At 52.6% G+C, this 16,236-nt stretch carries 13 protein-coding genes and 1 other annotated feature; of the genes, 9 read left to right on the top strand and 4 right to left on the bottom strand.

Features of this window, described 5'->3' with window-relative positions:
* The 6 genes from KI215_RS12190 to acsA all read left to right on the top strand — a co-directional run bounded on the left by KI215_RS12190 (position 1) and on the right by acsA (position 7,305).
* On the top strand, positions 1 to 747 hold the full coding sequence (locus tag KI215_RS12190) for an anti-sigma factor family protein (protein ID WP_212772994.1): 747 nt from the start codon (positions 1 to 3) through the stop codon (positions 745 to 747).
* Positions 748 to 849: 102 nt separating this feature from the next.
* Positions 850 to 1,923, top strand: a complete 1,074-nt coding sequence (locus KI215_RS12185) for a bifunctional 3-deoxy-7-phosphoheptulonate synthase/chorismate mutase (RefSeq protein WP_212772993.1) — start codon at positions 850 to 852, stop codon at positions 1,921 to 1,923.
* Between the two features lie 140 nt (positions 1,924 to 2,063).
* The gene (locus KI215_RS12180) at positions 2,064 to 3,257 is read left to right on the top strand and encodes a hypothetical protein (protein WP_212772992.1); all 1,194 of its coding nucleotides are present in this window, start codon (positions 2,064 to 2,066) and stop codon (positions 3,255 to 3,257) included.
* A gap of 237 nt (positions 3,258 to 3,494) precedes the next feature.
* The gene (ccpA, locus tag KI215_RS12175; RefSeq protein ID WP_212772991.1) at positions 3,495 to 4,520 is read left to right on the top strand and encodes a catabolite control protein A; all 1,026 of its coding nucleotides are present in this window, start codon (positions 3,495 to 3,497) and stop codon (positions 4,518 to 4,520) included.
* 28 nt (positions 4,521 to 4,548) lie between these two features.
* Positions 4,549 to 5,247: a 5'-methylthioadenosine/adenosylhomocysteine nucleosidase gene (locus KI215_RS12170; RefSeq protein WP_212772990.1), complete on the top strand. Its 699-nt coding sequence runs from the start codon at positions 4,549 to 4,551 to the stop codon at positions 5,245 to 5,247.
* Between the two features lie 330 nt (positions 5,248 to 5,577).
* The gene (acsA, locus tag KI215_RS12165) at positions 5,578 to 7,305 is read left to right on the top strand and encodes an acetate--CoA ligase (RefSeq protein WP_420830132.1); all 1,728 of its coding nucleotides are present in this window, start codon (positions 5,578 to 5,580) and stop codon (positions 7,303 to 7,305) included.
* Between the two features lie 238 nt (positions 7,306 to 7,543).
* On the opposite strand, the gene KI215_RS12160 is transcribed toward acsA, so the two are convergent.
* Complete coding sequence (locus KI215_RS12160) at positions 7,544 to 9,625, bottom strand: transglycosylase domain-containing protein (RefSeq protein WP_212772989.1); 2,082 nt, start codon at positions 9,623 to 9,625, stop codon at positions 7,544 to 7,546.
* A gap of 107 nt (positions 9,626 to 9,732) precedes the next feature.
* Positions 9,733 to 10,000, top strand: a binding site (T-box leader).
* Positions 10,001 to 10,042: 42 nt separating this feature from the next.
* Here KI215_RS12160 and tyrS point away from each other — a divergent pair.
* Positions 10,043 to 11,296, top strand: a complete 1,254-nt coding sequence (gene tyrS / locus KI215_RS12155) for a tyrosine--tRNA ligase (protein ID WP_212775183.1) — start codon at positions 10,043 to 10,045, stop codon at positions 11,294 to 11,296.
* Between the two features lie 101 nt (positions 11,297 to 11,397).
* Here tyrS and KI215_RS12150 read toward each other — a convergent pair whose 3' ends face one another.
* The 3 genes from KI215_RS12150 to trmB form a co-directional block, all read right to left on the bottom strand.
* The gene (locus KI215_RS12150; RefSeq protein ID WP_212772988.1) at positions 11,398 to 12,108 is read right to left on the bottom strand and encodes an alpha/beta hydrolase; all 711 of its coding nucleotides are present in this window, start codon (positions 12,106 to 12,108) and stop codon (positions 11,398 to 11,400) included.
* Positions 12,109 to 12,187: 79 nt separating this feature from the next.
* Positions 12,188 to 12,787 (bottom strand): 30S ribosomal protein S4, encoded by a 600-nt coding sequence (rpsD, locus tag KI215_RS12145; RefSeq protein WP_212772987.1) that lies wholly within the window; start codon positions 12,785 to 12,787, stop codon positions 12,188 to 12,190.
* 298 nt (positions 12,788 to 13,085) lie between these two features.
* Positions 13,086 to 13,856 carry a tRNA (guanosine(46)-N7)-methyltransferase TrmB gene (gene trmB, locus KI215_RS12140; protein WP_212772986.1) on the bottom strand — a complete coding sequence of 257 codons (771 nt, stop codon included), beginning with the start codon at positions 13,854 to 13,856 and terminating at the stop codon, positions 13,086 to 13,088.
* A 326-nt stretch (positions 13,857 to 14,182) separates the two neighbouring features.
* Between trmB and KI215_RS12135 the strand changes: the two genes are divergently transcribed.
* Complete coding sequence (locus KI215_RS12135; RefSeq protein ID WP_212772985.1) at positions 14,183 to 15,151, top strand: sugar phosphate isomerase/epimerase family protein; 969 nt, start codon at positions 14,183 to 14,185, stop codon at positions 15,149 to 15,151.
* Positions 15,152 to 15,181: 30 nt separating this feature from the next.
* Positions 15,182 to 16,225: a Gfo/Idh/MocA family protein gene (locus KI215_RS12130; protein ID WP_212772984.1), complete on the top strand. Its 1,044-nt coding sequence runs from the start codon at positions 15,182 to 15,184 to the stop codon at positions 16,223 to 16,225.
* The last annotated feature ends 11 nt before the right edge of the window (positions 16,226 to 16,236 follow it).

Below are 16,236 nucleotides of genomic sequence, written 5' to 3'. Positions count from 1 at the left end.
ATGTCTTGCAGGGACATGGATCAGCTCATTCAGCTATACGTGGACCGGGAAATCGAGGAAACCGACCGTATGCGTCTGAAGTCCCACGTGGCGGAGTGTGCTGATTGCAAACGGGACCTGCAGGATATGATCGCACTGGTCGACACGTTGGAAAACATCCGGATTAAAGCCCGGGCTCCCCATTCAGCAAACGGGCTCTCACTGGTCAGATGGGTGGCGGTTGGCATATCCATTTTCCTGTTGGCCTATATTCCGTATCGCAGTGAGCATGACCAAACACCCGTATCGTCTCTGTCCGTTTCTTCCATCAGTGTAGCGCAGAATGGGGCTGAAGAAACGGTTGACCCCGAATACACCATCTTGGCGACATCTGCCGATACCGTCCGCATCCCGCATCGGGATACCGTTCGGATTCTCACACCGGATCAATGGCCGGCCCGTATCTCATCCGCGACGGCTCTGGTGTATCCCGGCGCTTTGCGTTTCCTGATCGATCAGACGGGATCGGATTGGTACAGGCAAGTGGACCGATTGATTTTGGTAAAAGTGCCCGATGCTGATACATTGCGGATGCTGTTGAAACGCGTGGGAGAAGAATGGGATGGTTCCACGGACCATGATATCGTCCAGTTTCCCACCTCGGTCGTCATCACACCGGGTGAACAGCCCAAAGTGCAATTTTTCTCCTCTCCCGCCCAGGACCAGGATATCTTGCAGTGGGCAAGCCATTTAATCCGTCATCATTGATTCGTTTTTTCTTACGCCCATTTTACTGGTCTGGGGTGACATCCCGCTCCTTCTGCGCTATAATAAGCGAAAATTTTTCATAAGGGATGGGTGGGGAGAGTATTGAGTCACCAACAGATTGAAAAGTTGAGGCAGAAGCTGGACGACATCAACTTGCAATTGCTTCGGATCATCAATGAACGTGCGTCAGTGGTAAAGGAAATCGGGGAAATCAAAAAACGATACGGTGTTCAAAAGTTCGATCCCATTCGGGAAAAAGACATGCTGGAACGAATTGTGGAACATAACGAAGGACCGTTTGACGACAATACCGTCCGCCATCTGTTCAAGCAGATTTTCAAGGCTTCATTGAGCCTGTTGGAAGATGACCACAAAAAGGCATTGTTGGTCAGCCGGAAGCGTCAGTCGAAGGACACCGTCGTCATGGTGGGCGATTTTCCGGTCGGCGGGGAGCGTAACGTCATGGTGGCGGGACCTTGCTCGGTCGAATCGGAGGAACAAGTTCGGCAAGTGGCGCAAACGATGAGCAAATTGGGAATTCGCTTGATCCGTGGCGGTGCGTACAAACCGCGCACGTCTCCCTACGACTTTCAGGGCTTGGGAGAAGAGGGGCTAAAAATCCTGCGCCGGGTGGCTGATGAATTCGGCTTGAAAGTGGTCAGTGAAATTGTTCATCCGGCCGATATCGAGATGGCGACTCAATATGTAGATGTGATCCAGATCGGTGCACGTAATATGCAGAACTTTGAGCTCTTGAAAGCGGCAGGCTCTGTTCGTAAGCCCGTGCTATTGAAACGCGGCTTGGCGGCGACACTGGAGGAATTCCTGTTTGCGGCGGAATATATTGTCTCCCGCGGCAACACACAGGTCATCCTGTGCGAGCGCGGCATTCGTACTTATGAAAAATGGACGCGAAATACACTCGATATTTCGGCTGTTCCCATTTTGAAACAAGAAAGCCATCTGCCCGTGTTGGTGGACATCAGTCACTCCACCGGCCGGCGTGATATCCTGTTGCCCATCGCCAAAGCGGCATTGGCTGCGGGGGCGGATGGCATCATGGTGGAGGCTCATCCGGAGCCTTCGGTGGCGTTGTCAGATGCCGGGCAGCAAATCAATCTCAACCAACTGGAAGAATTGCTGATGCAATTGCGTCAAACGTACGATTTGGTGTGAAATCATCACTTCCGTTTGTGAAGGGTGGCCGAAGTCCAGAGCTACATTATCGACAGTTTGGGGAGAAATGGGGCTTCCGTCTCCATTTCTCCCTTTTTTGCGTTACAATGTGGTTAAAAAGGAAAAAGGGGGCGAATCAGGTGAGTCAACACGAATGGATGCAGGCCGTTCAGAATGAGCAGATGTGGTTGCATGAAGTCTCGGCCGGACGGATGACGCAGGATGATTGGTTTATCCATCTGGCAAAAAACGGGACCCCCTTGCGTACGCTGATGCTGGCAACGGAACAGGGGGGGAGTGAAAAACCCGTCTTGGCACCGGGTCCCTCACCGCAAAACAAACGACTGGTGTTGGTGATGGATCCGGAAGCTTTGCAAGCGATCCGATTGCAAACACCGGGATCGCCCCGATTGATGGCGGAATCTGCTTGGACACTGGTCCCCAAAACGCTGCGTGCCGGTCACGACGGCTTTGTGGTGAATCCCGGACATCCCACCCGAATGACTTTGGACCGTACCACGGCCGCACGGTTGTGGAGGGAATATGCCGTGGCACAATTGGGTCGCAAAGGCGGTGGCTGGGTGCCGGTAAGGGATGAACAGATGTTGTTGGTGGAATATGCCAAGGATACATACACGGTTGCGGTGTATGCGACGGAGGAAGATTGCGAGCAGATCAGCCGCCAATGCGGTGGAACGACGACGTTTATTCCGTGGTCCCGGATTGCCCGGCGCTGTCAGGAGGTAGGGGCTGAGGCGCCATTTTTGCAGTTTGGTTATCCCGAACAAGTAATGCTGGAAGCCCGGCATATGGAGGCATTAATTCGACAAAGCGACGATACGCCACCGTTGCAACAAACACCGTCACCGAACACGTCACCTTCAGCTACTCCCACAGCTTCCCAGTCTGCTGACGCGCAAGCCGAAGAATCGGCCGCTTCCGCTCAAGCTGGATTACAAGCGTTGGAACAGGCGATTCGTCAGGGGCAAGGGATTGCCAATGGTTGGGAAGTGTGCAGGGCATTGGCTGAATTACAGTCCGTCTGGGTGATTGTCGATAGTCGAGGAGAATTGGTGCCGTTGACACAGGACAGCGGTCATCTTATGATCGACTTGTTCACATCAGAATCCCATGCAATGGCTTTGTTGGAGGATTGGAAACAAAAACATCCCGATACGCCGACGCTTACCCCTCGTTTGGTACCGGCCCGTCCGCTGTTTGAGGCGTGGGCGCCCAAAATGCCGGTGATATGGATCAATCGCGGCACTCCACAAGCATGGACGAGTGTGACGGGGGAAACCTTGCCGTATGTGCTGCAATTGTCCGGCTCCTGAAGGAAAGAAAAAGAGCCGAGGTGACTCCGGTTCTTTTTTTGATTTCCGGACAAGCTAATGAGGAAACTGGTGGGACTCGATGAAAATACGTGAAATCCTGTGGTAAAATGTGATATTGAGATAGAGGACGATCATCACGATGAATGGGACGGTTTCCATTGAAAGGAAGCCGCTCCCCAGCGGTGATGTTGGATAACGGAACGTGAAAAAAATGTAAATTGGGTGTGGAAGATAACAATGGGGAAGAAACGAGAAGCAGTTACCATTTATGATGTGGCACGGGAAGCCGGTGTATCCATGGCAACGGTTTCGCGTGTGGTCAATGGAAATCCCAATGTGAAACCCGCTACAAGAAAAAAGGTATTGGAAACAATCCGCAATCTCGGATATCGGCCCAATGCAGTCGCGCGGGGATTGGCCAGCAAACGGACGACAACTGTGGGGGTGATCATCCCCGACATTTCCAATGCATTTTTTGCTGAGTTAACGCGGGGCATTGAGGATATCGCCAACATGTATCACTACAATATCATCCTGAGTAACTCGGACAACAAAAAGGACAAAGAATTACAGCTGATCGAGACGTTTTTGGAGAAACAGGTGGACGGGCTGCTGTTCCTCGGCGGTGAAGTGACGGACGAGCATCGACAGGTCTTTGCCGAAGCGCATGTGCCCATCGTATTGGCTGGAACGCAAGATCCTGTAGGTGACCGCCCGTCTGTGGTCATCGATCAGGTACAGGCCGCCAAGGAAGCAACTACGGCGCTGATCCGGGAGGGTAACGAACGCATTGCCTTGATCGGCGGCCCGCTGACTGATCCGGTCAACGGCTATTCCCGTTACTTGGGCTACAAACAAGCATTGGAAGAGAATGGATTGCCTTTCAACGAGGAATTGGTCCGTATCGGTGACTATCGTTACCGTTCCGGATTGGAAGCGATGCACAGTCTCTTGGAAACCGATCAACCGCCTACCGCCGTATTTGCCTGCAGTGATGAAATGGCCGTCGGAGCTTTACATGCGGTGCAGGATGCCGGTCGATCCGTGCCGGAAGACATCTCCATCATCGGATTCGACGATATTCCGCTGGCCACGCGAGTGCGCCCGTTGTTAAGCACGGTGGCCGTGCCGATGTATGACATCGGCGCTGTGGCCATGCGCTTGTTGACCAAATACATGAACGACGAGCCGGTGGAGAGTGCGCAGGTAGTATTGCAATATCGGTTGGAGTTGCGCGATTCCACTCGGATACAAGAGCTGTGAAAATTAACGGGAGAGAGGAGAACGTTCGTTGACAATCGGTGTAATCGGGGCGATGGAGGAAGAAGTCGCTCTGTTTCTGGAGGAAATGGAAACCGAACAAGTGGAGGAGCACGCCGGCATCCGTTATCACCGGGGTCGGTTGGCCGGTACGGACGCCGTAGTGTGCAAGTCCGGTGTGGGCAAAGTGAATGCGGCGATCTGCACGCAAATCCTGATCGACCGATTCAACGTAAAGGCGATCGTGTTTACCGGTGTGGCGGGGGCATTGCACCCGGATCTGGACATCGGGGATCTGGTGATTTCCACGTCATGTCAACAACATGATATGGATGTTACGGCTTTGGGTTTCGCTCCCGGTCAAATCCCGTTCCAGGCGGTCTCGGTCTTTCCCGCCGATGAACGTTTGATACGGTTGGCTGAGGAGGCGGCCCAGCAAGCGGCGGATGTCAAAACGGTGAAAGGAAAAGTGTTGTCCGGTGATCAATTCATCTCCAGCTCGGAAAAAGTGGCCGAACTGCGAGAAAAATGGGAGGGCGTCTGCGTGGAGATGGAAGGGGCCGCTGTGGCCCACGTTTGCTACGCGAACCGAGTTCCGTACGTCGTGATCCGCTCCATGTCTGACAGGGCGGATCATTCGGCCAACGTTAACTTTGCCGAATTTACGAAGCTGGCCGCTGAACGATCCTGCGCAATCGTGCGGGAGATGTTAAACCGGTGGAACGGATAGAATGTATCCGGAAATGGAACTGCCGGCCCAAGAGAGAACCTGTTGACAAACTGGTACACGAGCGAAAGCCGTCTTTCTGCCGAACGGCTTCAACGTAAGGATGTGGAGCAGAGGGCGGAAGACGGTTTTTCACTTAATCAGGCACTATTTCGAAAAGAATGAAAAGCATCGTTGCGATGAATGATATCAGAGGACAATTGTCGCAACCGCCTGCCAAATGGAAGGTCGGCGGTTGTTGTGTCATATAAATTGCGAATGTTTCAATCTATGTTATAATAGTGGATAATGAAGGCGTTTTCACGAGGGTCGACGAAACAAGGAGGGCAGAAAATGAAAATGATGGAGACGGAACGCTTGGCTGTGACCGTGAAGGAAGCCAACCTGCCGGACTACGAAAAGACCGCTCGCGAATTTGATTGGAAGGAAGCAGAAAAGGCTTTTTCCTGGTACGAGACAGGTAAGGTGAACGCCGCATACGAAGCGATTGATCGTCACGCCGAGTCGGAAGAAAGAAAAAACAAACTGGCTCTGATCTACAGCGATCCCAACCGAGAGGAACGCTATACCTTTGCTGAGATGAAAGAGAAATCCAACCGTTTTGGAAATGTACTCCGTAAAATCGGTATCCAAAAAGGGGATCGTGTCTTTATTTTCATGCCCCGCACTCCGGAATTATATTTCAGCTTTTTTGGAGCGATCAAAATCGGGGCCATCGTGGGCCCGTTGTTTGAAGCGTTTATGGAAGCGGCTGTTCGCGATCGGCTGGAAAACAGCGAAGCGGTCGCCTTGGTAACGACTCCCGCTTTGTTGCCGCGTGTTCCGGTGGATGAGTTGCCGGCACTCAAGCACATCATTCTGGTGGGTGCGCAGGGGGAACTGCCGGAAGGCTACTATGATTTTCACAAGGAAATGGCGAATGCTTCACCGGAATTGGACATTGAGTGGGTGGACCGCGAGGATGGAATGCTGATTCACTACACTTCCGGGTCGACCGGGAAACCCAAGGGAGTGTATCATGTTCATAATGCCATGATCCAGCATTACCAGACAGGTAAGTGGGTGCTGGACTTCAAGGAGGACGACGTATATTGGTGCACGGCGGACCCCGGTTGGGTGACGGGCACTTCCTACGGTATCTTCGCGCCGTGGCTCAACGGGGTCACCAATGTGGTGCGCGGCGGACGATTTAGCCCGGACGATTGGTACCAAACCATTGAAAAGTACAAGGTCACCGTCTGGTACAGTGCACCGACGGCTTTCCGCATGTTAATGGCGGCGGGGGATGATGTGGTAAAAAAATACGACCTCTCTTCCCTGCGCCATGTATTAAGCGTGGGTGAGCCGCTCAACCCGGAAGTGATCCGTTGGGGAATGAAGGTGTACAATCAACGTATCCATGACACGTGGTGGATGACCGAGACCGGCGCCATTCTGATTGCCAACTACCCGTCCATGGAGATCAAGCCCGGCTCGATGGGACGACCGATTCCCGGTGTGAAGGCGGCGATCATCGACGACGAGGGTAACGAACTGCCGCCCTACCAAATGGGTAACCTGGCCATCCGCACACCTTGGCCGTCCATGATGCGTGCCATATGGAAAAACCCTGAGAAATACCAAGAGTATTTCCGCATTCCGGGATGGTACATCTCAGGTGACTCCGCCTATATGGATGAAGAGGGGTACTTCTGGTTCCAGGGACGGTTGGATGACGTGATCGTCACCGGCGGAAAAAATGTGGGACCGTTCGAAGTGGAAAGCAAACTGGTGGAGCACCCAGCGGTGGCGGAGGCGGGCGTCATCGGCAAACCGGATCCCGTCCGGGGACAGATCATCAAGGCGTTTGTGGCACTCCGGTCGGGATATCAGCCGTCCGAAGAGCTGAAAGAGGAGATCCGGAAGCATGTAAAGGAGAAACTGGCGGCTCACGCAGCCCCGCGCGAAATCGAATTCAAGGACAAACTGCCCAAAACGCGCAGCGGAAAAATCATGCGGCGTGTACTCAAAGCTTGGGAGTTGGGATTACCTACCGGCGACTTGTCAACGATGGAAGATTAAGAGTAGAAGCAGAAAAACCCCCGGGTTTATACCCGGGGGTTTTTTGATAGTAACGAGGAACACCGTGCCGAGCATGTCTGGTAATGGCGTAAGAAGAGTAGTTTTTTGCAGGTTGACTGACATTTGAGCATAGTGATTCTCACCAGCATCAGAATGCATGTAACAGACACGTTCTCATTTGATCATCCGTGGCGATGGAGCCCATACCAGTTTGCTGTATATTTAGCATATTTCGACATTATTGCACACCCAGGGCGACGAAACGTTCGCCCTTAGGTTGAAGATTGGGGTCAGACTGCATGATCGCCTTGAAATAAGTGGCCCATGCTTCCTTCGCAACGGTATCGTTGTACATCTTTTTGTTGTAGTCGTATCCGACCCATACGCCCAACGCCACGCGGGGGGAATAACCGATGAACCACACGTCGTATTGATTTTGCGTGGTTCCCGATTTGCCCGCGATGTCGTAACCGCGGATCCGTTGACCGATCAGTTTTCCTGTGCCGTTTTTGATCACATCGCGCAACATGTCAGTAGTGGTGTATGCGGCATTCGGAGAGTAAACCTGTACAGGTTTCTGTTTGTGTTCATACACCACTTTCCCGGAGGAATCGATGATTTTCTGAATCATGTACGGCTCGTTGAATTGACCATGATTGGCTAAGGCCGCATATCCGGCAGTCATCCGCTGAACCGTGAAGCCGTAGGTAAGTCCGCCGATGGCGGAAGCTTCCCCGTCGTACGGATGGAATCGGAAGCCCATTTTCTCCAGGTAGCTGAAGGCACGTTCCTTACCTACCATCCGGAACACCTTGATGGCCGGGATGTTGAGCGATTTGGCCAATGCTTCGCGGGCCGTCACGTCTCCTGCATATTTTTTGTTGGCATTTTTATAGGTTTTACCCGTACCGTCCGCTGCTTTCAGCTCTTCGTCCTTGATCTTCGTTTCCGGTGTGATCAGACCGAGATCGAGCGCCGGTCCGTAATCCAGCAAGGGTTTTATCGTAGATCCGGGTTGGCGCGGATAGTCCAGCGCGTGATTCACTTTGGTCTCCCGTCCGCCGACGAATGCCAGCAACGCCCCCGTTTTTACATCGATCAACGTGGCGCCGACCTGTTGCAGTTGGTTCTTTTTCACCACCCATTTGCGGTTGCCTTTGGGCCCCACTTTCACCCGGATGTTGGCCGGAGGAGCGAACTTAATCCGATTGGTGGTTTGTTCCATCGTATCCAACAGATTTTTGTCAAGGGTCGTTTCGATATGGTATCCGCCCGTTAGCACCCGTTTCCGGTATTCTTCCATCGTAGCCCAATACTTGCCCTGCTTTCTCAGCTGAGCCGGATCCAGACCATCTACTTTCATAAGGGCTTCAGCCGCTTGTTTTTCGACCGCGTCCATTACATACCGGTACTTCTCATAGGCGCTGGGTTTCGGTTTGGCCAGTGAGGCCTGCAGGTTGAACGCCAACGCTTGGTCGTATTCCTGCTTGGTGATCTTATGGGTTTTCAGCATCCGGTCCAGCACGACCTTCATGCGCTCTTTCCCGGCTTTCAGCGTGGAACCGTCGTCGGCAAAAAACGGGTTGTATGCGTTGGGCCGTTGGACCATACCTGCTATGTAGGCGGCTTGTGCCAAGTTGAGATCTTTGGCGCTGACGTCAAAGATCCCCTTAGCCGCAGCTTCCACTCCCAACATATTGCGGCCGTTGGGATCTTTTCCGTAGTATGTGCTGTTCAGATACGCGTTCAGAATGTCCTTTTTGCTGAACATCTTTTCCATGCGCAACGCGATGAAGATTTCCCGCGCCTTGCGTTCATGGGTTTGCGACTGGTCTTGCAAGATGGTGTTCTTGACGACCTGTTGTGTGATCGTGCTGCCGCCGGTGGTCACCGAGCTATGCATCACCTGTTGCAGGGCCGCACGAAACAGGGCTTTGGGAACCACTCCGTGATGTTCGTAGAACTGTTGATCTTCCGTTGCGATGAAAGCCTTGATCAGATAGGGGCTCACTTGCTCCGCAGTCACGATTTTCCGGTTTTCGTCCCCCCTGAGCTGGCCGATCAGTTGCCCGTCACGGAAAAACGCTTGGCTGTTTTGAGACCATCCCGTTAATTTCTTCTCAAAGTCGGCCTTGCTCAGCACTGGCTGATCTTTGACCAGCGAAGCGACGTAACCCGCAACGACACCTGCGGCACCAATCGACAACGTGAGTATCAGGATCACAGCGAAGAATAAAGAATAGAGAAAGCCTTTGAAAATCCGGAAACCCAGCGACTGTTTTTTTGCCGCCGGGGATGAAGGTGAATCACGGTGTTCCATCGCTTGATACCCTCCTCGTTTAACGGTAATATTATATCACAGGCATTGTTTGGGAGGATCATTGAAATCTTCGACAAAATCGCGTCAATTTGCGACGCGTCCATCAGAGAGCAGTGATGAACAGGACGAGTAGCCGGCGGATCGGACCCTACAGAGAGCTGGTGGTTGGTGTGAACCAGTGGTTCCCGCCGTGCGAATTACACCTGGGAGCTTCGCATGAGGCCGATTGGACTGTTTATGGTCATTCGGAAAAAGGGGATTGACCAGACAGGTCCAGGCTTCGTGCGACGGGGGTGACTTACCCGTTATCCGAACGAGCGGAAAGCAGCATTGCTTTCAAAAAGGGTGGTACCGCGGGTGAACCTCGTCCCTTGAGGATGGGGTTTTTTTATGTTAACGAAGAAGGAAGGGATGGAAATGAGCACGACGGAGATCAAACCGGAAGTTCAACGGGAGATCGAGCGGCAGTTGGCTGTCATCCGCCGCGGTGTGGCCGAGATCATCCCGGAGGAAGAATTGAAGGAAAAACTGCGTCACTCCATTGAAACCAACCGGCCGCTCAAGGTGAAATTGGGATTGGATCCCACCGCGCCGGATATCCACATCGGTCATACGGTGGTATTGCACAAACTGCGCCAGTTCCAAGAACTGGGGCACGTCGTCCAATTGGTGATCGGCGATTTTACGGGTCGGATCGGCGATCCGACGGGAAAATCGGAGACCCGTCGTCAGTTGTCGGAAGAAGAGGTGAAGGCAAACGCCCGAACCTACACCGACCAGTTGTTCAAGGTGCTGGATCAATCCAAAACGGAAATCCATTTCAACAGTACGTGGCTGTCGCCGATGACATTTGCTGAAGTAGCCGAACTGGCCGCCAAATGCACAGTCGCCCGGATGCTGGAGCGGGACGATTTCTCTAAGCGGTATCACAGCGGCCAGGCGATCAGTGTGCATGAATTTTTCTATCCGTTGATGCAGGGCTATGATTCAGTCGCACTGAAAAGCGATATTGAACTGGGAGGAACGGACCAAAAGTTCAACCTGCTGATGGGTCGCCAACTCCAACGCGAATACGGTCTGCCCGAACAGGTCATCATGATGATGCCGCTGTTGGAGGGGTTGGACGGCGTCAAAAAGATGAGCAAAAGCTTGGGCAACTACATCGGCATCCAGGAACCGCCGCAGGAGATTTACGGAAAAGCCATGTCCATCCCGGACGAATTGATGGTGAAATACTTTGAGCTGGCGACCGATCTGTCCAACGAAGAGTTGGAGAAGCTGAAAAAAGGGCTGGCCGACGGGACCATTCATCCACGGGACGCCAAAATGAAGCTGGCTCATACCCTGGTGCGCATGTATCACGGACGGGAGGCCGCTGACGAGGCTGAACGCCATTTCCGCCAAGTGTTTCAGCAAAATGCCCTGCCGGAAGATATCCCGGAAGTGACGATCGCGGCGGGTCAACTTCAAGACGGCAAGATGTGGGTGGTGCAACTGCTGTCCACCTTGAAGTTGGTTTCGTCTAATGGCGAAGCGCGTCGGATGATCCAGCAGGGGGCGGTTCGCGTCAACCAAGAAAAAGTGACGGATGTCGATCAGCATCTTCCTGTTGAGGATGGAATGGTGGTACAGGTGGGAAAACGCAAATTTGCTAAAGTGAAGTTGGTTTAACAAAAAAGCGGGCCCGATTTTCTCGTTTCTGGAATTGCTTCACTTGACGAGAAATCGGGCCCTTCCCGTTTTAGTTGCGATGGTGGGATGCGTCCTTGTTGTCAAAACGGTTCCAAACCGGCTTGCTGCAACAAATGGTTACCAATTTCCACCAGTTGATCGGCGACCACTTCTGGTTCCTGCAACAGGTAAAAGTGGCCGACTTTTGTTTCGATGCAGCGCCAACCTGCTTGCTCCGCGATTCGGCGTTGCGATTCGTAGTGTTCCGTCCATTTCCAGTAGACGCAAGGATGGTCAGGCCAACCGTCCGGGACGGGGATGGCCTCTTCGTACATGGCCAGCGGCGTCGCGTACAATTGGGCCACAAAGGCGCGACGCACGGAAGGTGCGGGGATCGCCGTCTTCAGATCATCTTCGGTCCATGGTGGAATCATGCCGTCCCGTGCTTGCCGGCGGAATTCGTCCGCTGCTTCTTTTGTATTGTACAAATCCAATCGGCTTTTCCCATCTTGGGGAATGAGAGCATCGACAAAAACGGAACCGATGACCGGTTGCTGGATGGCGTCGGCCACGGCCGGGATCAGTACGCCCGCACCACTGTGTGCCACCAGAATGATAGGCTCTTTGGGCGTGAGATGTTCCAAGGCCGTCACAACTTGCTCCACATGTTGTTTCCAATACGGGGGTTCATCTTTACGATGTCGCAAAATCGGAACGATAGCGGGAATCTTTCGTTGTTTCAATACTTGCGCAACCCAGTTCCATGTGGCTGGACCGACGAAGGGACTGTGCAACAACAAAAAAGTGGCCATTGTATCACCCCATAATGGATGATTTGTAAAGAAAAACCACTCCATCCAAAACGAATGGAGTGGCTGGGTAAAAAGAGGATTAACGGGAGTAGAACTCCACGATCATCCGCTCATTGATTTCCGCCGGGAGTTCGGAACGCTCAGGCAGACGTTTGTAGGTGCCTTCCATTTTGCTTTCGTCGAACTCGAGATATTCCGGCAGGAATTGCCGATCTTCCAGCGCTTCTTTGACCACTTGCAGGTTGCGGCTCTTTTCGCGCAGGCCAATTACGTCGCCCACCTGTACTTGATAGGACGGACGGTCCACTTTTTTCCCGTTGACCGTGATGTGTCCATGTACCACCAATTGCCGTGCTTGTGCACGGGTACGGGCGAAGCCCAGGCGATACACCAGGTTGTCCAGGCGGGATTCGAGCAACTTCATGAAGTTCTCACCGTGAACCCCTTGCATTTTGCCTGCACGGTCAAAGAGATTGCGGAATTGTTTTTCGTTCAGACCGTACATCAGACGCAGTTTTTGTTTTTCCTGCAACTGAAGACCGTACTGGCTCAGCTTCCGGCGTTGCCCCGGACCATGTTGACCCGGCGGATACGGCCGTTTCAACTCTTTTCCGGTGCCAGACAGAGAAATGCCGAGACGACGGCTCAGTTTCCAACGAGGTCCAGTATAACGTGCCATACTGAAGCTCCCCTTTCATCATTTGCGTTGGAATGCAAATGACGGGATGGCTGGTTCGCGAAGTTGCCCGTACTTTCCGGATAGCGGCGAAAAGCCGGACATCCGTGAAAACGTTACAGCCGTCATTCACGGAGCGAACCAGTGAGGGTGATCCATCACCATCACTTTGCGTGCTATCCTCAAACCCCAGGGAGATTTGAGCCATACAAAACCTTATTATAAAACATATACGGCAAAAGTCAATGAGAAAGCAGCGTCTGAACGTATGCATCGTCCGGCTGAAGGATGTTTCCACTTTTTAATCCCGGTCTGTCAATGGATCAGAAACGTCATCATTCCGGTTTGTCTCATGATCTGCTTGTTCTTGACCCGTGTCGATCTGCCAAGTCTTTCTTTTCCTTCTCTTCTCCAACACTTCTTCCGGAAATTCTACCGGCGGTCGGGCGAGCAGGTAGTAGATCGGCATTCCCTTGGCGACGAATTTTTCTTCATACTCGGTCATGATGTTGCCTTCGCTATAAGGGCTGCGATGCAGGTCTTCACTCTGCTCCAGCACCGTATAACCGCATACGGCGAGTTCCTCCAGTGTAAACTCGTACAAGGACCGGTGATCGGTTTTGAGCAACAGCTCCCCCTTCGGTCCCAGGATTTTCTGGTATTGGGCCAGAAAATCGCGGTGCGTCAGCCGGCGTTTGGCATGCCGCTTTTTGGGCCACGGGTCGCTGAAATGCAGATAAAAACGGGCCACTTCCCCTCTGTCGAACACCTCGTCCAGTTCCGCGATATCCATCCAAAGAAAGTGGAGATTGCTGCAGTCCTGTTCATCCGCTTTTTTGAGCGCCTGCATCAGGACTTCTTCAACCCGTTCGACTCCGATCCAATGAATGTTGGGTTTCGCAGCGCAGATGGTGGATAAAAATCGTCCTTTGCCTGTGCCCAACTCAACATGGAGCGGGCGATCGGTCTGAAGAAATGTGCGCCATTGTCCGCGCAGTTGTTTCGGGTCGTTGATGACCCGTGGATGTTGACGTACAAATTCCTTTGCTTCCGGTTTTCTTCTGAGTCTCATGGTATCCCTCGTTATGTGTTCGTAGTATTGCCGATGATCCCGAAGGTGGGCCTCCGGTGATTCCCTATCTATTATAGCCACGAGCAGGTAAGAGACCAACTGAAACGGGCGGATTTCTCTCAGTAAGGGATGGATGTTTATTTTTGAATCATACAAACGGTTGCATCTTTGCGCATGATTTTTTATGCTAGAAGTGGAGAAAACGTTTTCGATATGACGAAAGGTGTGTGTTTTTCGAAAACGGCGCATCTACACACAATTATCTCAAAATTCGCTTAAGAACTGCTCGCTATGCTCAATCGCTACATACAAAAGGGGGAAACGTTGTGAAACTCGGTGTGTTCACGGTCTTGTTTTCGCAGATGCCGTTGGAGGAAATGCTCGATTACGTCAAAGCAGCCGGACTGGATGCAGTGGAGATCGGGACGGGTAATTACCCGGGAAATGCGCACTGCAATCCAGATGAGTTGCTCGAGGACGAATCAAAATTGCGCGCCTTCAAGAAAGCGATTTCAGACCGTGGTCTGATCATCAGTGGGCTAAGCTGTCACGGTAATCCATTGACACCGGAGAAAACGTTTGCACAGCAATCCCATGACACGTTTGTGAAAACGGTGTTGCTGGCGGAAAAGCTGGAAGTACCGGTTGTCAACTGTTTTTCCGGCACACCCGGCGCTTACGAAGGAGCCAAGATGCCCAGTTGGCCCGTCGCACCCTGGCCCAATGAGTACCGAGAGATCCTGGAATGGCAGTGGAAGGAGAAGCTGATTCCTTATTGGCGGGAGTGGGGAAAATTTGCCGAAGAACACAATGTGAAAATCGCTTTGGAACTGCACGGCGGATTTTTGGTCCACACCCCTGCCACGTTGTTGAAACTGCGTGAAGCAGTGGGAGAGGTAATCGGGGCCAACCTGGATCCCAGCCATTTGTGGTGGCAAGGCATCGATCCGGTGGCTGCGGTGAAAATCCTGGGGAAAGCGGGCGCCATTCACCATTTCCATGCAAAAGACACCTACATCGACCCCGACAATGTCAATATGTACGGGCTCACGGACATGCAATCGTATGCCAACATGCAGGAGCGGGCCTGGATTTTCCGTACCGTTGGCTATGGTCACGACCTGAAAACTTGGGCGGACATCCTGAGCGCCTTGCGGATGGTGGGTTACGATTACGTCGTCAGCATCGAGCATGAAGATGCTCTCCTGTCGGTGGAAGAAGGATTCCAAAAAGCGGTTGAAAACTTGAAACAGGTGTTGCCGAAGGAACAGTTGACCGATATGTGGTGGGTCTAAGGCTAAAGACATTGGAGGAGGGGATGAAACATGGCCAAGATTCGAGTGGGTGTTATCGGTTGCGGAAGCATTGCCAAGTATCGTCATATTCCGGAATACGCGGAAAATCCTCATGTGGAACTGGTCGCTTTTTGTGATGTGGTAGAAGAACGGGCAAAACCATTCGCTGATCAATATGGCGGCAAGGTATATACCGATTATCAGGAGTTGCTGAAGGATGATGCGATCGATGCCGTCAGCGTTTGCACGCCCAACGTGGAACACGGTCCGATGACGATCGCGGCGGCGCGTGCGGGGAAACATGTATTGTGTGAGAAGCCGATGGCCACATCCGGTGAGGAAGCCCAGGCGATGATCGATGCGGCACGGGAGAACGGTGTGGTCCTGATGATTGGACACAATCAGCGGTTGATGCCGCCGCACGTTAAGGCGAAAGAGATTTTGGAGAGCGGTAGATTGGGCAAAGTGCTCACGTTTCGCACGACATTCGGCCACGGCGGTCCTGAACAATGGAGTGCTGAAGGAAAAGGCGGTTGGTTTTTCCGGAAAGAACGGGCATTTGTCGGTGCAATGGGCGATTTGGGTGTCCACAAGGCCGATCTGATCCGTTGGCTCTTACAGGATGAGATTGTGGAAGTGGGTGCATTGGTGGACACGTTGCACAAGGAAGAAACGGACGTGGACGATAACGCGGTGATCATTTTGCGTACTCGCGGTGGTGCAATCGGTACCATGGAAGCGAGCTGGACACATTATCCGAATGAAGATAACAGCACTATTTTACATTGTGAAAACGGTACTATGAAAATTGGGGTAGACCCGGTGGATCAAGTGATCGTCGAACTTCGGGATGGCACGGTCGAACGATATCAGGTAGGCGCCATCGCCACCAACGAAGAGGGAGGACAAACCAAAAGCGGCGTGATCGACGCATTCGTCCACAGCATCCTCTCCGGTGAACCTCCTCTCATCTCGGGCGAGGAAGGGAAGAAATCGCTGGAAGTCATTCTGGCGGCCATCCGGTCTGCGGAAGAGAAACGCATCGTACAACTGCAACCAACCCAAGTTGGCTAATTGGAGGAGCA

Origin of the sequence: Polycladomyces abyssicola (assembly GCF_018326425.1) — a bacterium.
Lineage (GTDB): Bacteria > Bacillota > Bacilli > Thermoactinomycetales > JIR-001 > Polycladomyces > Polycladomyces abyssicola.
The sequence above is the reverse complement of the archived record's forward strand: the minus strand, read 5'-3'. Positions and strand labels throughout refer to the sequence as shown.

Bases quoted from the DNA above. Each gene is read 5' to 3' on its own strand.
- KI215_RS12190 (WP_212772994.1), top strand. From the start codon at position 1: ATGTCTTGCAGGGACATGGATCAGCTCATTCAGCTATACGTGGACCGG.
- ccpA (WP_212772991.1), top strand. From the start codon at position 3,495: ATGGGGAAGAAACGAGAAGCAGTTACCATTTATGATGTGGCACGGGAA.
- acsA (WP_420830132.1), top strand. From the start codon at position 5,578: ATGAAAATGATGGAGACGGAACGCTTGGCTGTGACCGTGAAGGAAGCC.
- KI215_RS12160 (WP_212772989.1), bottom strand. From the start codon at position 9,625: ATGGAACACCGTGATTCACCTTCATCCCCGGCGGCAAAAAAACAGTCG.
- tyrS (WP_212775183.1), top strand. From the start codon at position 10,043: ATGAGCACGACGGAGATCAAACCGGAAGTTCAACGGGAGATCGAGCGG.
- KI215_RS12150 (WP_212772988.1), bottom strand. From the start codon at position 12,108: ATGGCCACTTTTTTGTTGTTGCACAGTCCCTTCGTCGGTCCAGCCACA.
- rpsD (WP_212772987.1), bottom strand. From the start codon at position 12,787: ATGGCACGTTATACTGGACCTCGTTGGAAACTGAGCCGTCGTCTCGGC.
- trmB (WP_212772986.1), bottom strand. From the start codon at position 13,856: ATGAGACTCAGAAGAAAACCGGAAGCAAAGGAATTTGTACGTCAACAT.
- KI215_RS12130 (WP_212772984.1), top strand. From the start codon at position 15,182: ATGGCCAAGATTCGAGTGGGTGTTATCGGTTGCGGAAGCATTGCCAAG.